The 26,815-nt window shown below is 59.1% G+C and carries 22 protein-coding genes; 8 read left to right on the top strand and 14 right to left on the bottom strand.

Features of this window, described 5'->3' with window-relative positions; all coding sequences use genetic code 11:
- Positions 1-67: 67 nt before the first annotated feature.
- The 7 genes from lpdA to sdhC all read right to left on the bottom strand — a co-directional run bounded on the left by lpdA (position 68) and on the right by sdhC (position 9,179).
- The gene (lpdA, locus tag OH720_RS08290) at positions 68-1,504 is read right to left on the bottom strand and encodes a dihydrolipoyl dehydrogenase (protein WP_020799802.1); all 1,437 of its coding nucleotides are present in this window, start codon (positions 1,502-1,504) and stop codon (positions 68-70) included.
- A 98-nt stretch (positions 1,505-1,602) separates the two neighbouring features.
- The gene (odhB, locus tag OH720_RS08285; RefSeq protein ID WP_008063300.1) at positions 1,603-2,823 is read right to left on the bottom strand and encodes a 2-oxoglutarate dehydrogenase complex dihydrolipoyllysine-residue succinyltransferase; all 1,221 of its coding nucleotides are present in this window, start codon (positions 2,821-2,823) and stop codon (positions 1,603-1,605) included.
- 42 nt (positions 2,824-2,865) lie between these two features.
- Positions 2,866-5,697, bottom strand: a complete 2,832-nt coding sequence (locus tag OH720_RS08280; protein ID WP_008063299.1) for a 2-oxoglutarate dehydrogenase E1 component — start codon at positions 5,695-5,697, stop codon at positions 2,866-2,868.
- 253 nt (positions 5,698-5,950) lie between these two features.
- The gene (locus tag OH720_RS08275) at positions 5,951-6,655 is read right to left on the bottom strand and encodes a succinate dehydrogenase iron-sulfur subunit (protein WP_008063297.1); all 705 of its coding nucleotides are present in this window, start codon (positions 6,653-6,655) and stop codon (positions 5,951-5,953) included.
- A gap of 11 nt (positions 6,656-6,666) precedes the next feature.
- Complete coding sequence (gene sdhA, locus OH720_RS08270; RefSeq protein WP_008063296.1) at positions 6,667-8,439, bottom strand: succinate dehydrogenase flavoprotein subunit; 1,773 nt, start codon at positions 8,437-8,439, stop codon at positions 6,667-6,669.
- A gap of 3 nt (positions 8,440-8,442) precedes the next feature.
- A complete protein-coding gene (gene sdhD / locus OH720_RS08265; protein WP_008063295.1) occupies positions 8,443-8,811 on the bottom strand; it encodes a succinate dehydrogenase, hydrophobic membrane anchor protein in 369 nt (122 codons plus the stop codon).
- Entirely contained in the window at positions 8,805-9,179 is a 375-nt protein-coding gene (sdhC, locus tag OH720_RS08260; RefSeq protein WP_042955706.1) for a succinate dehydrogenase, cytochrome b556 subunit, read from the bottom strand. Before sdhC ends, sdhD begins: the two co-directional genes overlap by 7 nt.
- Before the next feature lie 363 nt (positions 9,180-9,542).
- Here sdhC and gltA point away from each other — a divergent pair, with 363 nt between their 5' ends.
- Positions 9,543-10,832, top strand: coding sequence for a citrate synthase (gene gltA, locus OH720_RS08255; RefSeq protein WP_007959044.1), 1,290 nt, complete (start codon positions 9,543-9,545; stop codon positions 10,830-10,832).
- Positions 10,833-12,067: 1,235 nt separating this feature from the next.
- Here gltA and OH720_RS08250 read toward each other — a convergent pair.
- From OH720_RS08250 to OH720_RS08240, 3 genes are all read right to left on the bottom strand, one after another.
- The gene (locus OH720_RS08250) at positions 12,068-13,726 is read right to left on the bottom strand and encodes a cation acetate symporter (protein WP_008061163.1); all 1,659 of its coding nucleotides are present in this window, start codon (positions 13,724-13,726) and stop codon (positions 12,068-12,070) included.
- Positions 13,723-14,034 carry a DUF485 domain-containing protein gene (locus OH720_RS08245; RefSeq protein WP_272605196.1) on the bottom strand — a complete coding sequence of 104 codons (312 nt, stop codon included), beginning with the start codon at positions 14,032-14,034 and terminating at the stop codon, positions 13,723-13,725. The genes OH720_RS08250 and OH720_RS08245 overlap by 4 nt, the downstream gene beginning before the upstream one ends.
- Before the next feature lie 240 nt (positions 14,035-14,274).
- Positions 14,275-15,126: a glycine betaine ABC transporter substrate-binding protein gene (locus tag OH720_RS08240; protein ID WP_008061176.1), complete on the bottom strand. Its 852-nt coding sequence runs from the start codon at positions 15,124-15,126 to the stop codon at positions 14,275-14,277.
- A gap of 288 nt (positions 15,127-15,414) precedes the next feature.
- Here OH720_RS08240 and OH720_RS08235 point away from each other — a divergent pair, with 288 nt between their 5' ends.
- A complete protein-coding gene (locus OH720_RS08235; RefSeq protein ID WP_272605195.1) occupies positions 15,415-17,010 on the top strand; it encodes a glycoside hydrolase family 17 protein in 1,596 nt (531 codons plus the stop codon).
- Between the two features lie 126 nt (positions 17,011-17,136).
- On the opposite strand, the gene OH720_RS08230 is transcribed toward OH720_RS08235, so the two are convergent.
- On the bottom strand, positions 17,137-17,505 hold the full coding sequence (locus tag OH720_RS08230) for a hypothetical protein (protein WP_272605194.1): 369 nt from the start codon (positions 17,503-17,505) through the stop codon (positions 17,137-17,139).
- 223 nt (positions 17,506-17,728) lie between these two features.
- Here OH720_RS08230 and OH720_RS08225 point away from each other — a divergent pair, with 223 nt between their 5' ends.
- Both OH720_RS08225 and OH720_RS08220 read left to right on the top strand, forming a co-directional pair.
- The gene (locus OH720_RS08225) at positions 17,729-19,027 is read left to right on the top strand and encodes a serine/threonine protein kinase (protein WP_180202793.1); all 1,299 of its coding nucleotides are present in this window, start codon (positions 17,729-17,731) and stop codon (positions 19,025-19,027) included.
- Positions 19,020-19,808 carry an MlaA family lipoprotein gene (locus OH720_RS08220; protein ID WP_272605193.1) on the top strand — a complete coding sequence of 263 codons (789 nt, stop codon included), beginning with the start codon at positions 19,020-19,022 and terminating at the stop codon, positions 19,806-19,808. Before OH720_RS08225 ends, OH720_RS08220 begins: the two co-directional genes overlap by 8 nt.
- Positions 19,809-19,935: 127 nt before the next feature.
- Here the strand turns inward: OH720_RS08220 and OH720_RS08215 are convergent, their stop codons facing one another.
- Positions 19,936-20,850, bottom strand: coding sequence for a DUF808 domain-containing protein (locus OH720_RS08215; protein ID WP_272605192.1), 915 nt, complete (start codon positions 20,848-20,850; stop codon positions 19,936-19,938).
- 134 nt (positions 20,851-20,984) lie between these two features.
- Here OH720_RS08215 and OH720_RS08210 point away from each other — a divergent pair, with 134 nt between their 5' ends.
- Positions 20,985-21,590 (top strand): TetR/AcrR family transcriptional regulator, encoded by a 606-nt coding sequence (locus OH720_RS08210; protein ID WP_180202796.1) that lies wholly within the window; start codon positions 20,985-20,987, stop codon positions 21,588-21,590.
- A 99-nt stretch (positions 21,591-21,689) separates the two neighbouring features.
- Here OH720_RS08210 and OH720_RS08205 read toward each other — a convergent pair whose 3' ends face one another.
- Entirely contained in the window at positions 21,690-22,148 is a 459-nt protein-coding gene (locus OH720_RS08205; RefSeq protein ID WP_272605191.1) for an REP-associated tyrosine transposase, read from the bottom strand.
- 216 nt (positions 22,149-22,364) lie between these two features.
- Positions 22,365-22,805 carry a GlcG/HbpS family heme-binding protein gene (locus tag OH720_RS08200; RefSeq protein ID WP_272605190.1) on the bottom strand — a complete coding sequence of 147 codons (441 nt, stop codon included), beginning with the start codon at positions 22,803-22,805 and terminating at the stop codon, positions 22,365-22,367.
- Between the two features lie 268 nt (positions 22,806-23,073).
- Between OH720_RS08200 and gcl the strand changes: the two genes are divergently transcribed.
- The 3 genes from gcl (at position 23,074) to OH720_RS08185 (ending at position 26,806) form a co-directional block, all read left to right on the top strand.
- The gene (gene gcl / locus OH720_RS08195; RefSeq protein WP_272605189.1) at positions 23,074-24,849 is read left to right on the top strand and encodes a glyoxylate carboligase; all 1,776 of its coding nucleotides are present in this window, start codon (positions 23,074-23,076) and stop codon (positions 24,847-24,849) included.
- A 135-nt stretch (positions 24,850-24,984) separates the two neighbouring features.
- Complete coding sequence (gene hyi / locus OH720_RS08190) at positions 24,985-25,767, top strand: hydroxypyruvate isomerase (protein ID WP_008026777.1); 783 nt, start codon at positions 24,985-24,987, stop codon at positions 25,765-25,767.
- Positions 25,768-25,912: 145 nt separating this feature from the next.
- Positions 25,913-26,806, top strand: a complete 894-nt coding sequence (locus OH720_RS08185) for a 2-hydroxy-3-oxopropionate reductase (RefSeq protein WP_180202800.1) — start codon at positions 25,913-25,915, stop codon at positions 26,804-26,806.
- Positions 26,807-26,815 lie beyond the last annotated feature (9 nt).

Here is a 26,815-nt window from a genome sequence, read left to right as displayed (position 1 = left end):
GATATTCCGCGGTGAGTCTTGCATGCAAGGCTCACGACGGGCCATTCCGCCGTGGTTTCTTATTGTCTTAACGCTTCTTGCGGTTGGCGATGTGGATGGCGCCGCCATTCACTGCCAAAGCAGCTTCGTGCAAGGCTTCAGACAGGGTCGGATGGGAGAAAACCATCATGCCCAGGTCTTCAGCGCTGGTGCCGAATTCCATACCGATCGCGCCCTGCTGAACCAGTTCTGCAGCGCTTGGGCCAATCACGTGGACGCCCAGTACGCGGTCTGTCTTGGCATCTGCGATGACCTTGACGAAACCACCGGTGTCGTTGGCAGCCATGGCACGGCCGGAGGCTGCAAACGGGAAGGTGCCGACGTTAACTTCAACGCCTTCAGCTTTCAAGGCCTGCTCGGTTTTACCAACCCACGCGATTTCCGGGTGAGTATAAATAACCGAAGGGATCAAATCATAGTTCATCTGGGCCTTGTGGCCCTTGATGCGCTCGACGACCATGATGCCTTCTTCCGACGCCTTGTGCGCCAGCATCATGCCGCGAACCACGTCACCAATGGCGTAGACGCCCGGTACAGTGGTGGCGCAGTGATCGTCGACGTGCACGAAACCGCGCTCGTCCAGGGTCACGCCGCAGTCGGCAGCCAGCAGATCAGTGGTCACCGGACGGCGACCAACGGCTACGATCAGCTTGTCGAAAGTGATGTTCTGTTCGCCGTTGGCATCGGTGTAGTTCACCACGACTTCGTCGCCGTTCACTTTGGAACCGGTTACGCGAGCGCCCAGCTTGATGTCCAGGCCCTGTTTGGTCAGGGTTTTCAGCGCTTCCTTGGAAACGGCGGCGTCAGCGGCCATCAGGAAGGTGTCCAGGGCTTCCAGGACAGTCACTTCAGCACCCAGACGCGACCAGACCGAACCCAGTTCCAGACCGATCACGCCAGCGCCGATCACGCCCAGGCGTTTTGGTACCGATTGGAATTCCAGGGCGCCGGTGGAATCGACGATCACATTCTGGTCGACCGGAGCCGGTGGAATGTCGATCGGACGCGAGCCTGGAGCCAGGATTACGTTTTCGGCTTCGATGACTTCAACCGAACCGTCAGGCTTGGTGACTTCGACTTTCTTGCCGGCCAGCAGCTTGCCGTGACCCTGGATGGAGGTCACACCGTTGGCTTTGAACAGGGTCGCAACGCCAGAGGTCAGGCCTTTGACGATGGTGGCTTTACGGCCGACCATTGCTGGCACGTCCATGGTCACGCCAGCGTGGTTGATACCGTGGATCGCGAAACCTTCTTTGGCTTCCTTGTACTTCCAGGAGCTGTCCAGCAGCGCCTTGGACGGAATGCAGCCGACGTTCAGGCAAGTACCGCCCAGAGCCAGTTTGTCATCCTTGTCGGTGTACTTCTCGATGCAGGCGGTCGAAAGACCCAGCTGTGCGGCCTTGATGGCGGCAACGTAACCGCCAGGGCCCGCACCGATCACTACTACGTCAAATTTCTGCGACATTCAAAAAATCCTCTTTAGCGAAAAGCTTGAAGCCGCAAGCGACAAGCCAGGCTGCGGGTTTTCCGACAGCCTGGGCTTGCAGCTCGCGACTGCTTCTATCAGATATCCAGCAACAGACGAGCCGGATCTTCCAGCAGGTTCTTGATGGTCACCAGGAAAGTCACAGCTTCTTTGCCATCGATCAGACGGTGATCGTAGGACAGGGCCAGGTACATCATCGGACGGATAACGACCTGACCGTTGATGGCCATAGGACGCTGGATGATGTTGTGCATGCCCAGGATGGCTGCTTGTGGCGGGTTGACGATCGGGGTCGACATCATCGAACCGAAGGTACCGCCGTTGGTGATGGTGAAGGTACCACCGGTCATTTCGTCCATCGACAGTTTGCCGTCGCGGGCTTTCTTGCCGAAGGTGGCGATGCCGCCTTCGATTTCAGCCAGGCTCATCAGTTCGGCGTTACGCAGAACCGGTACAACCAGGCCGCGATCGCTGGAAACTGCAACGCCGACGTCAGCGTAGCCGTGGTAAACGATGTCGGCGCCGTCGATCGAGGCGTTGACAGCCGGGAAGCGTTTCAGCGCTTCGGTAGCAGCCTTGACGAAGAACGACATGAAGCCCAGGCGTACGCCGTTGTGGGACTTCTCGAACAGGTCCTTGTACTTCGAACGCAGGGCCATGACTTCGGTCATGTCGACTTCGTTGAAAGTGGTCAGCATCGCCATGTTCGACTGGGCTTCGACCAGACGCTTGGCAACGGTGGCCCGCACGCGGGTCATCGGTACGCGCTTCTCGATGCGATCGCCGGCAGCGAATACAGGAGCAGCAGCGGCAGGTGCAGCAGCCTTGGCAGGCGCGGCAGCCGGAGCGGCTTTCTTGGCAGCAACGGCTGCAACCACGTCTTCCTTGGTCACGCGACCGCCTTTGCCGGTGCCGGCAACGGAAGCGATGTTGATGCCGTTTTCTTCAGCCAGCTTGCGCGCAGCAGGAGCGGCGACTGGATCGTCTTCGCCTTCGGCGGCAGGGGCAGCAGCCTGGGCAGCGGCGGCAGGTGCCGCAGCCGCTGGAGCGGCAGCAGCGCCGCCCGCTTCGATGGAGCCCAGGACTTCGTCGGACAGAACGGTGTCGCCTTCGTTCTTGACGATAGCGCCCAGCACGCCATCAGCGGTAGCCAACACTTCGAGTACGACTTTATCGGTTTCGATGTCGACGATCAGTTCGTCGCGCTTGACCGCGTCGCCCGGTTGCTTGTGCCAGGTGGCAACGGTGCCATCGGCAACCGATTCCGGGAAAGTGGGGGCTTTGATTTCGATAGCCATTATCTGTGGGTCCTTAAATTCGGTTTCAGGTGCGCGAAGGCGTTAAACAGTAAAGGCGTCTTGCAGCAGTTTTTCCTGCTGTTCGGCGTGCATCGATGCGTAACCGCATGCCGGTGCAGCAGAAGCCTCACGGCCCGCGTACTCAAGTACGAGAGACTTGTTGAGGTTGCTGATGCTGCGACGCATGTGGTGTTGGCTGCAGTACCACGCACCCTGGTTCATCGGCTCTTCCTGGCACCAAACGGCAGCTTTGGCGTTGGTGTAAGGAGCCAGGACTTCCTTCAAGTCGTCCTCAGGGAATGGGTACAGCTGCTCGATACGCACGATGGCGATATCGTCACGGCCTTCGGCACGGCGTTTTTCCAGCAGGTCGTAGTAGACCTTGCCGCTACACAGGACAACGCGCTCGACCTTTTTCGGGTCCTGGGCGTCGATTTCCGGGATAACGGTCTGGAACGAACCTTCGGCCAGATCTTCCAGGGTCGAGATGGCCAGCTTGTGGCGCAACAGCGACTTCGGAGTCAGGACTACCAGTGGCTTGCGCAGCGGGCGGATCACCTGACGGCGCAGCAAGTGGTAGATCTGTGCCGGCGTCGTCGGCATGCACACCTGGATGTTGTGCTCGGCGCACAGCTGCAGGTAACGCTCCAGACGAGCCGAGGAGTGCTCCGGCCCCTGACCTTCATAACCGTGCGGCAGCAGCATGGTCAGACCGCACAGACGGCCCCACTTGTGCTCGCCACTGGTGATGAACTGGTCGATTACAACCTGGGCGCCGTTGGCGAAGTCGCCGAACTGGGCTTCCCAGATAACCAGTGCGTTCGGCGTGGTGGTCGAGTAACCGTACTCGAACGCCAGTACCGCTTCTTCGGACAGGAACGAGTCGTACAGGTCGAAGCGTGGCTGACCGTCGTACAGGTTCTGCAACGGGATGTAGGTGCCCGCGTCCTTCTGGTTGTGCAACACGGCATGACGGTGCGAGAACGTACCGCGGCCGATGTCCTGGCCGGTCATGCGGATCGGGTGACCTTCGAACGCCAGGGTCGCGTACGCCATGGTTTCGGCGTAACCCCAGTTGATCGGCAGGCCGCCGGCTTGCATCTTCTGACGGTCTTCGTAGATCTTCGCAACCTGGCGCTGAACCACGAAGCCTTCCGGGATTTCCAGCAGCTTGGCGGACAGTTCCTGCAAGGTCTTCAGGTCGAAGCGAGTGTCGTGACGCGCAGTCCAGGCATGGCCCAGATACGGACGCCAGTCCACGAACAACTCTTTGTTCGGCTCCTTGACCAGGCTTTTCACTACGTGCAGACCGTTGTCCAGCGCGTTGCGGTATTCGTCGACCTTGGCCTGAACACGCTCTGCGTCCAGCACACCGCCCTGGGTCAGGCGATCGGCATACAGCTCACGAGTGGTGCGCTGTTTGGTGATCTGCTGATACATGATTGGCTGGGTGCCGCTTGGCTCGTCGGCCTCGTTGTGGCCGCGACGACGGTAGCAGACCAGATCGATCACCACGTCACGCTTGAACTGCATGCGGTAGTCGATGGCCAGCTGGGTCACGAACAACACGGCTTCCGGATCATCACCATTCACATGGAGGATCGGCGCCTGGATCATCTTCGCGACGTCGGTGGCGTACTCGGTGGAACGCGAGTCCAGCGGGTTGCTGATGGTGAAACCGACCTGGTTGTTGATCACGATGTGCACGGTACCGCCGGTCTTGAAACCGCGGGTCTGCGACATCTGGAAGGTTTCCATCACCACGCCTTGCCCGGCGAATGCCGCGTCACCGTGGATGGAGATCGGCAGGACTTTCTCACCGGTCAGGTCGTTACGACGGTCCTGACGGGCGCGAACCGAACCCTCGACCACCGGGGAAACGATTTCCAGGTGGGACGGGTTGAACGCCATGGCCAGGTGAACTTCACCGCCGGTGGTCATCACGTTGGACGAGAAGCCCTGGTGGTATTTAACGTCACCGGAACCCAGCTCGACCTTCTTCTTGCCTTCGAACTCGTCGAACAGCTCGCGCGGGTTCTTGCCGAAGGTGTTGACCAGCACGTTCAGACGGCCACGGTGGGCCATGCCGATAACGATTTCCTTGGTGCCGTAGGAACCGGAACGCTGGATCAGCTCGTCGAGCATCGGAATCAGGCTCTCGCCGCCTTCCAGGCCGAAACGCTTGGTACCCGGGTATTTGGTGCCCAGGTATTTTTCCAGGCCCTCACCGGCGGTCACGCGCTCGAGCAGGTGGCTCTTGATGTCGGCGGAGTACGTCGGACGGCCACGCACGCTTTCCAGACGCTGCTGGAACCACTGGCGCTGCTCGGAATCGGTGATGTGCGTAAACTCAGCGCCGATGGTGCGGCAATATGTCTGCTGCAACGCTTCGTGAATTTCGCGTAGGCTCGCTTCCTCTTTGCCGATGAACAGGTCGCCGGCACGGAAGGTCGTATCAAGATCGGCATTGGTCAAGCCGTAATGATTGATCGACAGGTCTGCAGGTGCAGGACGCTGCCACAGCCCCAGCGGGTCAAGCTGGGCTGCCTGGTGGCCACGCATACGGTAGGCCTGGATCAATCGCAGCACTTCAACTTGCTTCTTCTCGTGCTCACTGCTCACGCTGCCGGCGGAAACCGGTTGAGCGCGGCGCTGGTTCTTTGCCAGCAAGACGAAATGATCGCGAATTGTGGAGTGCGAAACATCGGTGGCAGAGTTGCCGTCAGCAGGCAACTTCTGGAAGTAGGTGCGCCACTCTTCTGGCACAGCGTTAGGGTCGTGCAGGTAGAGCTCGTAGAGCTCTTCCACATAGGCAGCGTTACTACCGGATAGGTAGGCGCTGTTCCACATGCGCTGCATCACGCTTTCTTGCATGCTTGGTCACCCTCGGTTAGGGGAACACCACCGGTGTCGACACCGAGCAAACTTGCAGAAGTCCGAATGCAGCGACCAAAACAAGCCACTAGGATCACACTGATAGTCCGGGTACCAGCCCGGATGCCCCTGCTTGTCTCATTTCTTCAAAATAAGAGCCGCAGCCTTTTAAGCTGCTGCTCAGGTTAAAACTACGGCGCCGGTTGAAGCCTGCGCCGCAGCATCTACGGGTACAACGGGTACAGCAGCTGAATCACACGCCGCTGGAGAGCAGCATGTTACGGATGTGACCAATGGCCTTAGTCGGGTTCAGGCCTTTGGGACATACGTTGACGCAGTTCATGATCCCGCGGCAGCGGAATACGCTGAACGGGTCATCGAGCGAAGCCAGACGCTCGGACGTCTTGGTGTCACGGCTGTCTGCCAGGAAGCGGTACGCTTGCAGCAGGGCAGCTGGACCCAGGAACTTGTCCGGGTTCCACCAGAAGGACGGGCACGAGGTCGAGCAGCAGGCGCACAGGATGCACTCGTACAGACCGTCGAGCTTTTCACGCTCTTCAGGGGACTGCAGACGCTCGATGGCCGGAGCCGGCGTGTCGTTCTGCAGGTAAGGCTTAACCTTTTCGTATTGCTTGTAGAAGATGCTCATATCGACGACCAGGTCACGGATAACCGGCAAACCTGGCAGAGGACGAACGATCAACTTGTTACCTTTTACGACAGCAGACAGCGGCGTGACGCACGCCAGGCCGTTTTTGCCGTTGATGTTCATGCCGTCGGAACCGCAAACACCTTCACGGCAAGAGCGACGATAGGAGAAACCTTCGTCCTGCTCTTTGATCAGGGCCAGTACGTCCAGCACCATCAGGTCTTTACCACCGGTATCGACCTGGAATTCCTGCATGAACGGCGCAGCGTCCTGATCAGGGTTGTAACGATAAACACTGACTTGCAACATGGCGGCCACCCTTAATAAGTCCGAATCTTAGGTTCAAAAGTCGGAACAGTCTTCGGCGAGAAGTTCACGGCACGCTTGGCAACGCGCTTCTCACCCGGGAAGTACAGGGTGTGGCACAGCCAGTTTTCGTCGTCACGATCTTCGAAGTCTTCACGGGCGTGAGCACCGCGGGACTCTTTACGTACTTCGGCAGCGATGGCGGTGGCTTCGGCCACTTCCAGCAGGTTCTGCAGTTCCAGAGCTTCGATACGCGCAGTGTTGAACGCCTGCGACTTGTCGTTGATCTTCACGTTGGCGATGCGCTTGCGCAGATCGGCCAGCTGGGCAATACCCTTCTGCATGTATTCGCCGGTACGGAATACACCGAAGTAGTTCTGCATGCAGCTTTGCAGCTCGCGACGCAGGGTTGCCACGTCTTCGCCATCGGTACGCTCGTTCAGAGCGGCAAGGCGCGACAGGGCCGCGGTGATGTCGGCTTCGGTGGCGTCGTCGTATTCGATACCGTCGGTCAGCGCCTTTTCCAGGTGCAGGCCGGCAGCACGGCCGAAGACCACCAGGTCGAGCAGCGAGTTGCCGCCCAGACGGTTGGCGCCGTGAACCGATACGCAAGCCACTTCGCCTACAGCGAACAGGCCCGGGATGATGGTGTCCACGCCTTCGGCGTCCTGGGTGATCGCCTGGCCGTGGATGTTGGTGGCAACGCCGCCCATCATATAGTGGCAGGTCGGAACAACCGGAACCGGAGCAACAACCGGGTCAACGTGCGCGAAAGTCTTCGACAGTTCGCAGATGCCTGGCAGACGGCTGTGCAGCACTTCCTCGCCCAAGTGGTCGAGTTTGAGCATCACGTGGTCGCCATTCGGACCGCAACCGTTGCCAGCGATGATTTCCTTAACCATCGAACGGGCCACAACGTCACGACCGGCAAGGTCCTTGGCGTTCGGAGCATAACGCTCCATGAAACGCTCGCCGTGCTTGTTGATCAGGTAACCACCTTCACCACGGCAACCTTCAGTTACCAGTACACCGGCGCCGGCGATGCCGGTCGGGTGGAACTGCCACATTTCGATGTCTTGTACCGGTACGCCAGCACGCAGGGCCATGCCAACGCCGTCGCCGGTGTTGATCAGGGCGTTGGTGGTGGACGCGTAGATACGACCTGCACCGCCGGTGGCCAGAACGGTAGCCTTGGCACGGATGTAGGTGGTTTCGCCGGTTTCGATGCAGATGGCGATAACGCCGACGAATTCGCCAGCCTGGTTTTTCACCAGGTCAACGGCGTAGTACTCGTTCAGGAACGTGGTACCGGCTTTCAGGTTGCCCTGATAAAGGGTGTGCAGCAGCGCGTGACCGGTACGGTCGGAAGCGGCGCAAGTACGGGCAGCCTGCCCGCCTTTACCGTAATCCTTCGACTGACCGCCGAACGGACGCTGGTAGATACGGCCGGTTTCGGTACGCGAGAACGGCAGACCCATGTGGTCCAGCTCGAAAACGGCGGCCGGGCCTTCCTGACACATGTATTCGATAGCGTCCTGGTCACCGATATAGTCGGAACCCTTGACGGTATCGTACATGTGCCAGCGCCAGTCATCGTTCGGGTCAGCGGACGCGATGGCGCAGGTGATGCCGCCCTGGGCGGATACGGTGTGCGAACGGGTCGGGAAAACCTTGGTGATTACCGCAGTCTTGTGACCGCCTTGCGCCAGCTGCAGCGCAGCGCGCATGCCGGCACCGCCACCACCAATAATGATGGCGTCGAAAGAAATCGTTGGAATGTTAGCCATGAATCAGATACCCCAGAGAATCTGCACGCCCCAGACGAAGTAAGCGAACATCGCAACGCCGCATACTGCCTGGAAGAGGAAACGTATAGCCGTCGCGGACTTGCCGAACGCCATTGGCGTCAGGTAGTCGGTCGCGATGGTCCACATGCCGACCCAGGCGTGAGCGCCCAGAGCAACAAGGGCCAGCAGGCTGAAGATACGCATCCAGTTGTTGGCGAAGAGCGCGTGCCATTGGTCATAGCCAAGGCCCGGGTTCGCCACGAGGTATCCGATCAGGAAAATGAAGTAAGCCGCGAGAACGACCGCAGACACACGTTGCGCCATCCAGTCATAGAGGCCCGAACGCGAGAGGTTCGTGACGTTAGTTACCATATCCAAACTCCTGCCAGAACGATTACCACCACGGAAACGGCGATAACGATTTTCGAGCCCAGTTTGCCGCCTTCCAGCGTCTCACCGATGCCCATGTCCATGATCAAGTGGCGCACACCGGCTACCAAGTGATACAGCAAGGCGGACAGGATGCCCCAAATCACTAGCTTGGCTAGCGGACTGGTCAGACACGCTTTCACCTCACCGAAGCCTTCCTCGGAACTCAGCGACTTGTCCAATGCATAAAGCATGATGGCAAGGCACACGAAGAGGATGACACCGGAGATACGGTGAAGGATGGACGTGTAAGCAGTGACTGGGAGTTTGATGGTCCTTAGGTCTAGGTTTACAGGTCGTTGGCTTTTCACGGCTTTTTTTTCACACTGAAGAGCCCCTAACAATCAGGGCAAAGTTGTTGGGGAGTGCACTGGTCAGGTAACCACCACCCAGGGAGGCGACCCCCAATAACGCAAGCCCAAAAGCCCTTGGCGGTCGGTGGCCGAGTATAGACAGTTAGGCTACTAATGACAACGGACATACCTTCCCAAAACGGCGCATTGCGCAACACGTATAAAAGGCGTAAATGGCGGTCAATTTCGATAAAAAAGTAGGGTTAAAGCCTTCTGGAGCAAGACTTTAGGCAAATTGACATTCAAATTTATCTCACTATAGTGGTGCGGGCCCTGCGTGGGGGGTCTGTCTGATGATTTCAAGCATAAATAGGAGGCCACATGGCTGACAAAAAAGCGCAGTTGATCATCGAGGGCGCAGCCCCCGTCGAGCTGCCCATTTTAACCGGCACCGTTGGTCCCGATGTTATCGATGTTCGGGGCTTGACGGCCACGGGCCGCTTCACCTTTGACCCTGGTTTCATGTCGACCGCTTCGTGCGAATCGAAGATTACCTATATTGACGGTGACAACGGCATTTTGTTGCACCGCGGCTACCCGATCGAACAGCTGGCTGAAAAATCGGACTACCTGGAAACCTGCTACCTGCTGCTCAACGGCGAACTGCCGACTGCAGAACAGAAGGCCCAGTTCGTCGGCACCGTGAAGAACCACACCATGGTTCACGAGCAGTTGAAGACCTTCTTCAACGGTTTCCGTCGCGACGCCCACCCGATGGCCGTCATGTGCGGCGTAGTCGGCGCCCTCTCGGCCTTCTACCACGACTCCCTGGACATCAATAACCCGCAGCATCGCGAAATCTCCGCGATCCGCCTGGTTGCCAAGATGCCAACCCTGGCCGCGATGGTTTACAAGTACTCCATGGGTCAACCCATGATGTACCCGCGCAACGACCTGTCGTACGCGGAAAACTTCCTGCACATGATGTTCAACACCCCGTGCGAGATCAAACCGATCAGCCCGGTACTCGCCAAGGCCATGGACCGGATCTTCATCCTCCATGCCGACCACGAGCAGAACGCATCGACTTCCACCGTGCGCCTGGCGGGCTCCTCGGGTGCCAACCCGTTCGCCTGTATCGCTGCCGGTATCGCTGCACTGTGGGGCCCTGCCCACGGCGGCGCCAACGAAGCCGTACTGACCATGCTCGACGAAATTGGCGATGTCTCGAACATCGACAAGTTCATCGCCAAGGCCAAGGACAAGAACGATCCGTTCAAGCTGATGGGCTTCGGTCACCGCGTTTACAAAAACCGCGACCCTCGCGCCACTGTGATGAAGCAGACCTGCGACGAAGTGTTGAAGGAACTGGGCATCCAGAACGATCCGCAACTCGAACTGGCCATGCGCCTGGAAGAGATCGCCCTGACCGACCCGTACTTCATCGAACGCTCGCTGTACCCGAACGTCGACTTCTACTCGGGGATCATCCTCAAGGCGATCGGCATTCCAACCAGCATGTTCACGGTGATCTTCGCCCTGGCGCGGACCGTCGGCTGGATCTCCCACTGGAAAGAAATGCTCTCCAGCCCGTACAAGATTGGCCGTCCACGCCAGCTGTACACCGGCTACGAGTCGCGTGACATCACCAAGCTGGAAGACCGCAAGTAAGATTTGTCTTGCGATAGCGTGTTGAGTTGTACCGGGAACGGCCTCTATATATAGGGGCCGTTTTTGTTTGTGCGATGGTGGCTGTTTGGGATTGGGGTTGGATACATATCCATTCCTGCGGTAACGGCAACTTAGGGTTTCGCCCTTACGGCGAGTCACTTGGAAGAGCCTGTAGGAGCCAGCGGTGCGGCGATCCGACTTGCCGGCGAAGGCGTCCGAGCAGACGATAATTGTCTTTCAGGCGTACATATCCATTGCTACGGTAACGGCCACTTAGGGTTTCGCCCTTACGGCGAGTCACTTGGAAGAGCCCCAAGTAACCAAGGGCTCTTGCCCCTGGCGTTCGGTGCCTCGCTAATGCTCGGCATACCCTCGCTCCGGTCCTGCTCCGTGGGCCCGCCGCGATGGGCCATCCTTGGCCCAGCGCGGCTAAACCGGCATCCATGCCGGTTTACCCACTGCGCAGAACCTCCACTCGGCCTCTCGAGGGGGCAAGAAAATCAAAAGCCAGATCAAGATCAAACGCGAAAGCGAGGCGACCTGACAGCCGACCTGATTGCAGGTCTGTCCACATTCCCCTGTGGGAGCGAGCCTGCTCGCGATGGACCTCCAGGCAACGCGTTCATCCAGACAGGGCGCGTTATCGTTGACGTCCATCGCCAGCAGGCTGGCTCCCACAGGGAATTGGGGGTATCTGCAAAAATCACGACGGCCGCAGACCGCCTTCACGGGCAACCCTTACCCCTATAAAAACACTATGGCGCACACCCGCCCCTCACCACTCATCAGGCCGAGCGTTAGCTCGCCTCCAGCTTTTGATCTTGATCTACCCGCCCCTTCGGGAGGCTGAGTGGAGGTGTTCATCCGGGGATTGGCGCGCAGCGCCGTTCGACGCAGTCGAACACATCGCATGCAGGTGCCAGCGAAGCCAACCGGAGGGCGATGCCCCCGGATGAATGCCGGAGCGAAGGAACGCCGAGCCTTAGCGAGGGGCCGGACGCTGGGGCGAGCGTTTTTTTGCTTACTTTTTTTTGGCGCTTGTAAAAAAAGTGAGTCGCCGTAAGGGCGAAACCCTAAGTCGCCGTTACCGCAGGAATGGATATGTACTCGCCCAACAACACCCAGGTCGGCTGTAAGGCCGCCTAAACGTCCGATAACCGCCCAATAAAAAATGCCCCAATCTCTCGACCGGGGCATTTCTGTTTAACCCAACCTACACAGACAAACCTGAAACCTTAGTGCGAAACCGCCCCACTCGCCCCCAAACCAGTCTGCGAACGGACGAACTGCGGGAAAAACAGCGCCCGCTCGTTATCGGCCGCAGTCGACTTGTCGGTAATCGAGAAGAACCAGATCCCGACAAAGGCAATGATCATCGAGAACAGCGCCGGGTACTCATACGGGAAGATCGCCTTCTCGTGATGCAGGATCTGCACCCAGATGGTCGGACCAAGCACCATCAAGCCCACGGCGCTCACCAAGCCCATCCAGCCGCCGATCATCGCACCGCGGGTGGTCAGCTTCTTCCAGTACATGGAAAGCAGCAGGACCGGGAAGTTGCAGCTCGCCGCGATAGAGAACGCCAGGCCCACCATGAACGCGATGTTCTGGCTTTCGAAGAGGATGCCCAGGGCAATCGCCAGCACCGCCAAGGCGATGGTGGTGATTTTCGAGACGCGGATCTCATCCTTCTCGTTGGCCTTGCCCTTCTTGATCACACTGGCGTACAGGTCGTGGGACACCGCCGAGGCACCGGCCAGGGTCAGGCCGGCAACCACTGCCAGGATGGTCGCGAACGCTACCGCCGAAATAAAGCCCAGGAAGATACTGCCACCGACCGCATTGGCCAAGTGCACCGCTGCCATGTTATTGCCGCCCAGCAACGCGCCAGCCGCATCTTTGAAGGCCGGGTTGGTGCTCACCAGCAGGATCGCGCCGAAGCCGATGATGAAGGTCAGGATATAGAAGTAGCCAATGAAGCCGGTTGCGTACAGCACGCTCTTACGCGCTTCTTTCGCGTCACCCACGGTGAAGAAGCGCATCAGGATATGCGGCAGGCCCGCAGTACCGAACATCAGGGCCAGCCCTAAGGAGAACGCGGAGATCGGATCTTTCACCAGGCCGCCCGGACTCATGATCGCTTCACCTTTAGGGTGAACCTTGATCGCCTCGGAGAACAGCATGTTGAAGTCGAAGTTGACGTGTTTCATCACCATCAGCGCCATGAAGGAAGCGCCGGACAGCAGCAATACAGCCTTGATGATCTGTACCCAGGTGGTCGCCAGCATGCCGCCGAACAGCACGTAGGCACACATCAGGATACCGACCAGGATTACCGCAACGTGGTAGTCGAGGCCAAACAGCAGCTGGATCAGCTTGCCGGCACCGACCATTTGCGCGATCAGGTAGAACGCCACCACCACCAGCGAGCCACAAGCGGACAGCGAGCGGATCTGGGTTTGCCCAAGGCGATAGGACGCCACGTCGGCAAAGGTGTATTTACCCAGGTTACGCAGGCGCTCGGCGATCAGGAACAGAATGATCGGCCAGCCCACCAGGAAGCCGATCGAGTAGATCAGGCCATCGTAGCCAGAGGTGAATACCAGCGCGGAAATACCCAGGAAGGACGCCGCCGACATGTAGTCACCGGCAATCGCCAGGCCGTTCTGGAAACCGGTGATCTTGCCGCCTGCCGCGTAGTAGTCGGAGGCCGACTTGTTTTTCTTGGACGCCCAGTAGGTGATGCACAGAGTTGCACCGACGAATGCGACGAACATCAGAATCGCGGACACGTTAAGCGGTTGTTTCTGCACGGCGCCGGTCAGGGCGTCAGCCGCCCAGGCGCCCGGTGCGAAGGCTGCGATGCTCAAGAGAGCCATTAGACGCCGGATCATTGCTGAGCCTCCTTGAGAATCGCATTGTTCAGGTCGTCGAATTCGCCGTTGGCGCGTCGCACGTAGATACCGGTCAGGATGAAGGCCGAAACAATCAGCCCGACACCGATCGGTATGCCCCAGGTAATCGAGGACTCGGGGTTGATTTTCGCCCCCAGCACCTGCGGCCCGTAGGCAATCAGAAGGATGAATCCGGAGTAAAGCCCTAGCATGACCGCCGAAAGAATCCAGGCGAATCGTTCCCTCTTGCTAACCAGCTCCTTGAAACGCGGGCTGTTTTGAATCGAGAGGTAAATGCTGTCGTTCATTGTTTTTATCCTCGCAGCACAGATTTAGTTGGAACGGTATCCACTCTATGCGGCTGCGAGCCGGGTTCCAGACGACCTTAGTCTTAGAGCCATGTGACGTATTTGCCAATTTCCAGCACACCTGAAACAAGTGTAGGAGCGAGCTTGCTCGCGAAGGCGGCGTAACAGACAACAATGATGTTGAATGTCATGGCCCCTTCGCGAGCAAGCTCGCTCCTACAGGGTGCAGCGAGATGCCTGTTATTTGATCCAGTCAGCAACGCGCTCCGGGTGCTTGGCTACCCAATCCTTGGCCGCCGCTTCAGGCTTGGCGCCTTCCTGGATGGCCAGCATGACTTCGCCGATTTCGTCTTTCGAAGCCCACTGGAAGTTCTTCAGGAACTTGGCCACTTCCGGTGCCTTGGTCGCAAGCTCTTTGCTGCCGATGCTGTTCACGGTTTCAGCCGCGCCATACACGCCTTTCGGGTCTTCCAGGAAACGCAGTTTCCACTTGGCGAACATCCAGTGCGGCACCCAACCGGTGACGGCAATGGATTCGTTTTTCTTCTCGGCACGGGTCAGCTCGGCGATCATGCCAGCGCCGGAACTGGCCTTGAGTTGATAGCCGGTCAGGTCGTAGTCCTTGATTGCCTGCTCGGTCTTGAGCATCACGCCTGAACCGGCGTCGATGCCGACGATGCGTTTCTTGAAGCTGTCATCGGTTTTCAGGTCTTCAAGGGACTTGGCCTTGACGTACTCCGGCACGATCAGGCCGATTTTCGCGTCCTTGAAGTTCGGGCCGTAGTCGACGACCTGGTCCTTGTTCTTGGCCCAGTAATCGCCATGGGTCACCGGTAGCCAGGCCGACAGCATGGCGTCGAGTTTGCCGGTGGCCACGCCCTGCCACATGATCCCGGTGGCGACGGCTTGCAGCTTCACATCATAATTCAACTTCTGCTTGATCACTTCAGCGGCCACGTGGGTGGTCGCAACGCTGTCGGACCAGCCGTCAACGTAACCGATGCTCAGGGTCTTGTTCTCGGCATTGGCGAATGTGGAGCCCATCGCAAGCACCAGAGCGGCACCTGCGCCTAAAAGTCGTCGCATCTTCATCGTTACTTCCCCGAAAGTGCTGCGCTCGACGGATGCCGAGTCGCGTCAACGTATAGTTATAGTGCACAGCGCCCCCATCACGCCCCACCGCAAACTCGTTCGAACGTCAGTGGAGTACTGACACTAGCGATCATCAACCTGACGCTATCGGCGACCTGCTCTGCCAGCGACCTCAAGGCAGCGAGAAACGACATCAGAAAGCCATTAATGTCGAGCGCGTCAAACTCACCGGCCAATCCGCCCGAACTTTGCATGTCAAAATCATGCAGGCCACCAAGCGCGCAACAAATGCAGGTAACATGCGCCGCTTTGCTCCCAGACGGCCCGACCATGCCTGCGACATCGCGCTTTCCTTTTTTTGCTTATCTATTCGCTTGCCTGCTGGGGCTGTTTGCCCTGGGCGGCTTCTGGTACGGCCTCGGCAAACCGGTGATCCTGCCGGACGTTGCCAGCGCGACGCACAAGTTGCAATGCGCCTCCTACACCCCGTTCGACAAGGACCAATCGCCGTTCGACGTGCCATTCAACCTGCGTCCCGAGCGCATGGATGCCGACCTCGCGCTGCTGGCAACCCGCTTCGAATGCATTCGAACCTACTCGATGACCGGGCTCGAGGCCCTGCCGGATCTAGCACGCAAGCACGGGCTGAAAATGATGATCGGCGCCTGGATCAACAGCAACCCGGTGGACACCGAAAAGGAAGTCAACCTGCTGATCGCCTCGGCCAACGCCAACGCGGACGTGGTCAGCGCGGTGATCGTCGGCAACGAAACCCTGCTGCGCAAGGAAGTCACCGGCGCCCAGCTGGTGAAGCTGATCAACAAGGTCAAAAGCCAGGTCAAGCAACCCGTTACCTATGCCGATGTGTGGGAGTTCTGGCTCAAGCACCCGGAGATCGCACCGGCCGTGGACTTCCTGACCATCCACTTGCTGCCGTATTGGGAAGATGACCCGTCGAACATCGATGCTGCACTGCAACATGTGGCGCAAGTACGCCAGGTGTTCGGCAACAAGTTCGCGCCCAAGGACGTGTTGATTGGCGAGACCGGCTGGCCGAGCGAAGGCCGCCAGCGTGAAACCGCCTTGCCGAGCCGGGTCAACGAAGCCAGGTTCATTCGTGGTTTTGTCGCCATGGCCGAGCAGCATGATTGGCACTATAACCTCATCGAAGCATTCGACCAGCCGTGGAAACGAGCCAGCGAGGGGGCTGTCGGCGGTTATTGGGGGCTGTTCGATGCCGATCGCCAGGACAAGGGCGTACTCGCAGGGCCGGTAAGCAACGTGCCGTATTGGTCGCAGTGGCTGGTGGTGGGTGGGTTCATCTTCCTTGGCACGCTGATTCTCGGCGGACGAGTAAACAACACGCGCTCTGCGCTGATCCTGCCTCTGCTCGGCGCACTGGCGGCCTGTTCGATAGGCGCCTGGGGCGATCTGGCTCGGGTCACCACGCGCTTTGCCAGTGAATGGCTATGGGTTGCGGTGCTGACCGCGCTGAATGTGCTGGTGCTGGCCCATGCCGCGTTGACGCTGAGCCCTCGCACCGGCTGGCGTGGCTGGGCGTTCAATGCGCTGGAACGTCGGGCTGGCTGGATACTGGCGGTGGCCGGATTTGCCGCGGCGGTGACGATGCTGGAACTGGTGTTCGATCCGCGTTATCGCAGCTTCCCGAGCGTCGCCTTCATCCTGCCAGCGCTGGTTTATCTGTGCCGCCCGGTGAGCGTGCCGCGCCGGGAGATCGCCTTGCTGACCTTTATCATCGGTGCCGGCATCGCGCCGCAGCTGTATCGGGAAGGCTTGTACAACCAGCAGGCCTGGGGTTGGGCGCTGGTGAGTGTGCTGGTGGTGGCAGCGTTGTGGCGCAGCTTGCGGGTTCGCAAGGGCTGATTTGTGGCACGGCATCCGGCCTCTTCGCGAGCAGGCTCGCTCCCACAGGTTGATCTTCAGCGTAGATAAAATCTGTGCTCACCGAAGATCTACTGTGGGAGCGAGCCTGCTCGCGAAGGCTATCTATCAGGCGCTACGGGAGGCCCTGACCAACCGCAACCCCGCAATCACCACCGCAAACACCGCCATCGTCGTGTTGTAAAGCGCCAGCGCCGGAAACCCCAGCGCCAGCGCCAGTACCGCCAACCACCACCCTGCCCGCCCGGGCAATACAAAGCCGATCACCGCGGCAGCCAACGCACCCCAGCCCAATACCTGGAAATGAATCATCAGGCCCAGGTTCGAACGCACCTGGCATTCCCAGCGGCTTGCCTCATCCACGCAGATGCCAACCCACTGCGCGTCTTCCATGAAGCCATAACGCGCGCCATAACTGGCGGCCAGCCAGAGGGGCAGCAGGACAAGCAGCAGAATCACGGGCAGACGGCGAGACATGGAGCACTCCAATACACGAAAACGGCGGTCAGCTTAATCGCCCGGCAGCTCGACGCAAGCAATAACAACTGTTAACTGGTCATTCAATCACTGCAAAGTGTATCGTCGAGCTACTATTACTCGGAATTCAGGCCTGTTTGGTGCCGTTGCGTGGCACTTTGGCGCAGATCCAATGGTCATAGCCTGCGAACTTCATTCGGCACCTTCTCTAAGGGATCTAGTCATGCTCCGTTCCTTGCGCTTCGCCGCCCTGTTTGGCGGCCTTATCTTGAGTGCGTCCGCACTGGCGGTCGATATCGACGCCGCCAGTTATGGCTACCCCTTGACCAACCCGTTTGAGGCGACGATTGCCACGACGCCGCCGGACCTGCGTCCCGAGCTGCCGCTGGATGACGACATCGACCAGGCGGATCGCAGCGTCACCTTGCGCCCGGAACGTGCGTTCGAACTGCCGGACAACTTCTGGCCAGTGAAGAAACTCACCTATCGCATTGCCACCCAGGATAAAGCCGCGCCGCTGATTTTCCTGATCGCAGGCACCGGTGCGCGCTACGACAGCAGCCTCAACGAATACCTGAAAAAGCTCTATTACAAGGCCGGGTATCACGTGGTGCAATTGTCGTCGCCCACCAGCTTCGATTTCATGAGCGCCGCCTCACGCTTTGCCACGCCCGGCATCACCAAGGATGACGCCGAAGACATGTACCGGGTAATGCAGGCGGTGCGGGCGCAAAACCCGAAACTGCCGGTCACCGATTACTACCTGACGGGCTACAGCCTGGGCGCACTGGACGCGGCGTTCGTCGCGCACCTGGACGAAACCCGCCGCAGCTTCAACTTCAAGAAAGTCCTGCTGCTCAATCCCCCGGTCAATCTCTACACCTCGATCACCAACCTGGACAAGCTTGTACAAACGGAAGTAAAGGGCATCACCAACACCACCACCTTCTATGAGCTGGTGCTGAACAAACTCACCCGTTACTTCCAGCAGAAGGGCTACATCGATCTCAACGACGCCCTGCTCTACGACTTCCAGCAGTCCAAGCAGCACCTGAGCAACGAACAGATGGCCATGCTGATCGGCACCTCGTTCCGTTTTTCCGCCGCCGACATCGCCTTTACTTCGGACCTGATCAACCGTCGCGGCCTGATCACTCCACCGAAAACGCCCATTACAGAAGGCACCAGCCTCACGCCGTACCTCAAGCGTGCGCTGCAGTGCGACTTCGACTGCTACATCACCGAACAAGTGATCCCGATGTGGCGCGCCCGCACCGACGGCGGCAGCCTGCTGCAACTGATCGACCAGGTGAGCCTGTATGCCCTGAAGGACTACCTGCACGACAGCCCGAAAATTGCCGTGATGCACAACGCCGACGATGTGATCCTCGGTCCTGGAGACCTCGGTTTCCTGCGCAAGACCTTTGGCGATCGCCTGACCGTTTACCCGCTGGGCGGCCACTGCGGCAACCTTAACTACCGCGTCAACAGCGACGCCATGCTGGAGTTCTTCCGTGGCTAAATACCTCCTGCTCATCGCCGCGTTACTCAGTGCAGGCATTGCCAATGCAGACAACAGCAAAGCCAACGCCCCTGTCGTCATCGACAGCGACGGTTTCAAGGAACCCCTGAGCAAACTCAAGTTCAACCCGGGCCTGGACCAGCGCGAATTCGAACGCTCGACGCTCAGCGCACTGAACGTCTACGACCCGTTGGAGCAGTGGAACCGTCGCGTCTACCACTTCAACTACCGGTTCGACCAATGGGTGTTCCTGCCGGTGGTCGACGGCTATCGCTACATCACGCCGAGCTTCCTGCGCACCGGCGTCAGCAATTTCTTCAACAACCTCGGCGACGTACCGAACCTGCTCAACAGCCTGTTGCAGTTCAAGGGCCAGCGCTCGATGGAAATCACCGGCCGACTGCTGCTCAACACCACCATCGGCATAGCCGGCCTGTGGGACCCGGCCACCGCCATGGGCCTGCCGCGCCAGAACGAAGACTTCGGCCAGACCCTGGGCTTCTATGGTGTTCCAGGCGGCGCCTACTTCGTACTGCCGATCCTCGGTCCGTCCAACCTGCGTGACACGGGCGGGCTGGTGGTCGATTTCAGCGCCGAGAACGCCATCAACTTCCTCAACGTGGCCGAAGTCAGCTCCAACCATCCGGAAGTCTGGATCCTGCGCGGCATCGACAAGCGCAATCAGACCAGCTTCCGTTATGGCCAGCTGAACTCGCCGTTCGAGTACGAGAAGGTGCGCTACGTGTACACCGAGTCGCGCAAGTTGCAGATTGCCGAGTAATTGCGGCGAGCATAAAACACTGTAGGAGTGAGCCTGCTCGCGATAGCGGTATAACAGTCAACATACGCGTTGAATGTAATACCGCTATCGCGAGCAGGCTCACTCCTACATTTGTTATGCGTCGGTCTTAGCCTTTCAGCGCTTTCCAGACCTTGCTGACGGCCATCACTCCCACCAACACCACCGCCCCCGCCACGATCCCCGCCACGGCATTGAGCAACGTCGGCACGATAAACCCGGCACCACCCGCCCCTGCGCTGACACTTTCGATCCAGTGATGCACCACCGGCACGCCGTGGGTGAGGATGCCGCCACCGACCAGGAACATGGCCGCCGTCCCGATCACCGACAGGCTTTTCATCATGTATGGCGCTGCACGTAGAATGCCGCCGCCTATGCTTTTGGCTATTTGCCCCGGCTTTTGGGTCAGCCACAGGCCCAGGTCATCGAGTTTGACGATGCCCGCCACCAGCCCGTAGACGCCGACAGTCATGACAATGGCGATGCCCGAGAGCACGATGACTTGTTGGGTCAGCGCCGAATCGGCCACGACGCCGAGGGTGATGGCGATGATTTCCGCCGAGAGGATGAAGTCGGTACGGATCGCGCCCTTGATCTTGTCCTTTTCGAACGCCACCAGATCGACCGCCGGATCCGCCACGGCCTCTACCAGTTCGGCATGTTCGGCCAGGTCTTCAGCCTTGCTGTGCAGGAACTTGTGGGCGAGCTTCTCGAACCCTTCGAAGCACAGGTAAGCGCCCCCCACCATCAACAACGGCGTAACCAGCCACGGGATGAACGCGCTGATGGCCAATGCCGACGGCACCAGGATCAGTTTGTTGACGAAAGAGCCCTTGGCGACCGCCCAGACTACCGGGATTTCCCGCTCGGCACGCACGCCGCTGACCTGCTGGGCGTTGAGCGCCAGGTCATCGCCCAGTACCCCGGCGGTCTTCTTGGCGGCCATTTTGGTCATCAACGCCACATCGTCCAGCACGGCGGCGATGTCGTCGATCAGCACGAGCAAACTGCTTCCTGCCATGAATCGGCTTTCCTTCTTGAATGAATGCCGTGCAGCATAGCGCGGCCTGACGCCGCATGGAGCATTCTTGAGCGTCGCCGAAGGCCGGTGATACCATGCGCCACCGCCAGTACAGGCAAGGAACCCTCTGGTTTATGAGCACCATCCGCGAGCGCAACAAACAACTGATCCTGCGTGCCGCCAGTGAAGAATTTGCCGACAAGGGCTTCGCTGCGACCAAAACCAGTGACATCGCAGCCAAGGCGGGACTGCCCAAGCCCAACGTCTACTACTACTTCAAATCCAAGGAAAACCTCTACCGCGAGGTCCTGGAAAGCATCATCGAGCCGATCCTGCAGGCCTCGACGCCGTTCAATCCCGAGGGTGTGCCCAGTGAAGTGCTGAGCGGCTACATCCGCTCGAAAATCCGCATCTCCCGCGACCTGCCTTTCGCCTCCAAGGTGTTCGCCAGCGAAATCATGCACGGCGCCCCGCACCTGAGTTCCGACCTGGTCGAACAGCTCAACGGCCAGGCCAAGCACAACATCGACTGCATCCAGACCTGGATCGACCGTGGCCAGATTGCGCCCATCGACCCCAATCACCTGATGTTCAGCATCTGGGCCGCGACCCAGACCTACGCCGACTTCGACTGGCAAATCACCGCCATCACCGGCAAGGCCAAGCTGGATGAAGAGGATTATGAAGCGGCGGCGCAGACCATCATCCGGTTGGTGCTCAAGGGGTGTGAGCCGGACTGATGGACCGCGGTGCGGCTATCGCTGGCAAGCCAGCTCCCACAGGGAAGGGTTTTTCTGTAGGAGTGAGCCTGCTCGCGATGAAGGCAACTCGATTTCAGCTCAAACCCAAACAGCATCCCACAACGGATAATCGCCAAGCTTCTCGACCAGTCCAGCCCGTAACGGGTTGGCTACTACATATCGAGCCAGTTTCACCAAATCCTCTTCCCGTCGCAGTGCCCGATCATGAAATCCTCTCTGCCAGATACTGCTGCTTCGACCGGTAGACTGCTTTATGGCTTTGGTACTCATCGACTTGGTTTTTTGCATCAATTCACTCAGAGATCCCTTCTGCAACTCAATTAACCAGTGAAAATGATCTGGCATGACCACCCAGGCCAACGACTTCGTAAAACCTAGATTCTGTGCATTGCGAAATTGATCGACCACCAGTCGGCCCAAGGTGAAATCCTTGAAAACCGGGACTCTGTGAGCTGTGTTGGTGGTTAACAGATAAATTCGGCTGTTTTCTGCATAGCGACCGATTCGCAATCGACTTGCGGCAGGTAAATCCGGCATTCCATTGCCTCCCATGATCAGGTCATGAGAAGGCTAGCTCTGTGGATTCAAGTGTGTGGGGCAATCTGTTGTCTAGGTGTGTCTGGTAGATAGCTATCGCGAGCAGGCTCACTCCTACAGTGGATTTTTGGCGTTCGGACATTTTGTGTCCAATCCCGATCCTTGTAGGAGTGAGCCTGCTCGCGATGGCGATGGCATTGGATCAGGCGCTACAACTCAAGCAGCAACCCCCGCATCCGCCCTCAACCCCAACGCCTCAATCGCATTGATCGCACACTGCTCGTCAACATCCGACAAATCCCCGCTGATCCCCACCGCCCCCAGCACATTCCCGTCCTGATCCCGGACCAACACACCACCCGGTGCCGGCACGACGCTGCCCTGCCCCAGGCTGTTCAACGCCGCGATGAACGCCGGGCGCTGTTGGGCGTCCAGTGCCAGCAGGCGTGAGCCTTTGCCCAAGGCGATGGCGCCCCAGGCCTTGCCGATGGCGACGTGCGGGCGCAGCAGGCTGGCGCCATCCTCGCGCTGCAAGGCGATCAGGTGCCCGCCGGCGTCCAGCACTGCAATGGTCAGGGGTGCCGCGGAGATGGCGCGCCCTGCGTTGATGGCTTCGTTGACCAGGTTGACTGCGACTTTCAAGGTTAAAGCGCTCATGGTGCCGTCCTCATTTTGTTTTTCGGAAAGCCGGTGGCCTGCTTCGTTCTGCCGCAGGCCGATGCAACAAATAGAACACAATGAATTATTTTTTTGTATACAATAATTCTCGAAAAGCGCCGCATGCGACGAAAAGCCACAGTAGAACGGGCTTCCGACGAATGAAACGACCGCTTGAGAAAATGGATTGACCTGCGCCGTCCGCCGTGAATACACTCTGCGCAAAGCCACTTGTATACAATTACAAAACGTAAAGAGGCACAAAACCATGAGCAAAATGAGAGCAATCGAAGCCGCCGTTCTGGTGATGCGCCGTGAAGGGGTTGATACCGCTTTTGGCATCCCCGGTGCCGCCATCAACCCGCTGTACTCCGCCCTGCAAAAGGTCGGCGGCATCGATCACGTACTCGCTCGCCACGTTGAAGGCGCCTCGCACATGGCCGAGGGCTACACCCGCACCAAGGCCGGCAACATCGGCGTGTGCATCGGCACTTCCGGCCCTGCCGGTACCGACATGGTCACCGGGCTCTACAGCGCCTCGGCCGACTCGATTCCAATCCTCTGCATTACCGGCCAGGCACCCCGCGCCCGTATGCACAAGGAAGACTTCCAGGCTGTCGATATCACCAGCATCGTCAAGCCAGTGACCAAGTGGGCAACCACCGTTCTGGAACCGGGCCAGGTGCCTTACGCGTTCCAGAAAGCTTTTTTTGAAATGCGCTCCGGCCGTCCAGGCCCGGTGCTGATCGACCTGCCGTTCGACGTACAGATGGCGGAAATCGAATTCGACATCGACGCCTACCAGCCGTTGCCATTGGCCAAACCAACCGCTAGCCGCGTTCAAGTCGAGAAGGCCCTGGCCTTGCTGGACCAGGCCGAGCGCCCGTTGCTGGTGGCCGGTGGTGGCATCATCAATGCCGACGCCAGCGACCTGCTGGTGGAGTTTGCCGAACTGACCGGCATCCCGGTCATCCCGACCCTGATGGGCTGGGGCACCATCCCGGACGATCACCCATTGATGGTCGGTATGGTGGGTCTGCAAACCTCGCACCGTTATGGCAACGCCACGATGCTGAAGTCCGACGTAGTACTGGGCATCGGTAACCGTTGGGCCAACCGCCACACCGGTTCGGTCGACGTCTACACCGAAGGCCGCAAGTTCATTCACGTCGACATCGAAGGCACGCAGATCGGCCGCGTATTCACCCCGGACCTGGGCATCGTGTCCGACGCCGCTGCCGCGCTGACCGTGTTCATCGAAGTCGCTCGCGAGTGGCAAGCTGCCGGCAAGCTGAAAAACCGCAGTGCCTGGCTGCAAGATTGCCAGCAGCGCAAAGCCAGCCTGCAGCGCAAGACCCATTTCGACAACGTGCCGGTCAAGCCGCAGCGCGTCTACGAAGAGATGAACCAGGTGTTCGGCAAAGACACCTGCTACGTCAGCACCATCGGTCTGTCGCAGATTGCCGGCGCGCAGTTCCTCCACGTCTACAAGCCGCGCCACTGGATCAACTGTGGTCAGGCAGGCCCACTGGGCTGGACCATTCCTGCCGCGCTGGGCGTGGTCAAGGCTGACCCGAGCCGCAAAGTCGTGGCCCTGTCGGGGGACTATGACTTCCAGTTCATGATCGAAGAACTGGCGGTGGGTGCGCAGTTCAAGCTGCCGTACATTCATGTGGTGGTGAACAACTCGTACCTGGGCCTGATCCGTCAGGCGCAGCGCGGGTTCGAGATGGACTACTGCGTGCAGCTGTCCTTCGACAACCTGAACGCACCGGAACTCAACGGTTATGGCGTCGATCACGTCGCAGTGGCCGAAGGCCTGGGCTGCAAGGCACTGCGTGTATTCGAACCGTCTGAAATCGCCCCTGCCCTGCGCAAGGCCGAACAGATGATCGAAGAGTTCAAGGTTCCGGTGATCGTCGAGATCATCCTGGAGCGCGTGACCAACATTTCCATGGGCACCGAGATCAACGCCGTCAACGAATTCGAAGACCTGGCGCTGGTCGGCAACGATGCGCCAACGGCAATTTCGTTGCTGGACTGATTGATCGTCCCCCCTGTGGGAGCGAGCCTGCTCGCGATGAGGCCGGCACATTCAACATCAATGTTGACTGACATTACGCTATCGCGAGCAGGCTCACTCCTACAGGGGGCCTACACAAATTTACGGGAGACCACCATGCCGCGTTTCGCAGCCAACCTGTCCATGCTGTTCACCGAACAGGACTTTCTCGCCCGTTTCGAAGCGGCCGCCAAGGCCGGTTTCAGTGGTGTCGAGTACCTGTTCCCGTACGACTTCAGCTCTGCCGAAATCAAGGCCAAGCTCGACGCCAACGGTCTGACCCAAGTGCTGTTCAACCTGCCGGCCGGCGACTGGGCCAAGGGCGAGCGCGGTATCGCCTGCCTGCCGGATCGGGTTGAAGAGTTCCGCGCCGGTGTCGATCTGGCGATCGCTTACGCACAAGTGCTGGGCAACACCCAGGTCAACTGCCTGGCCGGCATCCGCCCACAAGGCGTTGACGATGCCACCGTGGAAAAAACCTTCGTCGCCAACCTCAAGTACGCAGCCGACAAGCTGCAGGCGGCGGGCATCAAACTGGTGATGGAAGCAATCAACACCCGTGACATCCCGGGCTTCTACCTGAACAACACGGCGCAAGCCCTGTCGATTCGCGAGCAGGTCGGCAGCGCCAACCTGTTCCTGCAATACGACATCTATCACATGCAAATCATGGAGGGTGACCTGGCCCGCACCCTGCAATCGCACCTGGGCGAAATCAACCATGTGCAGCTGGCAGATAACCCAGGACGCAACGAACCAGGTACCGGTGAAATCAACTACCGCTTCCTGTTCGAACACCTGGATCGCATCGGTTATCAGGGCTGGGTCGGTTGCGAATACAAGCCGCTGACCACCACGGAAGCGGGTTTGGGCTGGCTCAAAACCCATAACGCGATCTGACCCTAGACCGCGTCATCGTTCTTCGCGGGCAAGCCTCGCTCCTACGGGATCGGGGTTGTCTGTAGGAGCGAGGCTTGCCCGCGAAGGCGCCCTCGCTGACACCCCACGAATTTTGCGAACAAAGCAATAAAAAGAGGATTTTCTCATGGCTAAAATCGGATTTATCGGCACCGGCATCATGGGCCACCCAATGGCGTTGAACCTGCAGAAAGCCGGTCACAGCCTGTTCCTGTCGGCGCACCACGATGCCGCCCCTGCCGACCTGGTTGCCGGTGGCGCCGTCGCCCTGGCGAACCCGAAAGAAGTGGCCCAGGAAGCCGAGTTCATCATCGTCATGGTGCCGGATACCCCGCAGGTCGATGACGTACTGTTCCGTGCCGACGGCGTTGCCGCCGGTGTTGGCAAAGGCAAAGTAGTGATCGACATGAGCTCGATCTCGCCGACCGCCACCAAGGCTTTCGCTGCAAAGATCAACGAAAAAGGCGCGCAATACCTCGACGCTCCGGTCTCCGGTGGTGAAGTCGGTGCCAAGGCGGCGACCCTGAGCATCATGGTCGGCGGCGATGCCGATGCCTTCGAACGCGCGCTGCCGCTGTTCCAGGCCATGGGCAAGAACATCACCCTGGTCGGTGGCAACGGTGACGGTCAAACCGCCAAAGTGGCGAACCAGATCATCGTCGCGCTGAACATCCAGGCCGTGGCCGAAGCCCTGCTGTTCGCTTCCAAGAACGGTGCCGATCCAGCCAAGGTGCGTGAAGCGCTGATGGGCGGCTTCGCTTCGTCGAAGATCCTCGAAGTGCACGGCGAGCGCATGATCAAGGGAACCTTCGATCCAGGCTTCCGCATCAGCCTGCACCAGAAGGACCTGAACCTGGCCTTGCAAGGCGCCAAGGAGCTGAACATCAACCTGCCGAACACCGCCAACACCCAGCAGGTGTTCAGCACTTGCGCGGCCATCGGTGGCAGCAACTGGGACCACTCGGCGCTGATCAAGGGCCTGGAACACATGGCGAATTTCTCGATTCGCGATAAGAACTAAGCCCTGCCC

Origin of the sequence: Pseudomonas sp. WJP1, assembly GCF_028471945.1 — a bacterium.
Classification (GTDB): Bacteria; Pseudomonadota; Gammaproteobacteria; order Pseudomonadales; family Pseudomonadaceae; genus Aquipseudomonas.
This window is presented reverse-complemented; position numbering and strand designations above follow the sequence as displayed.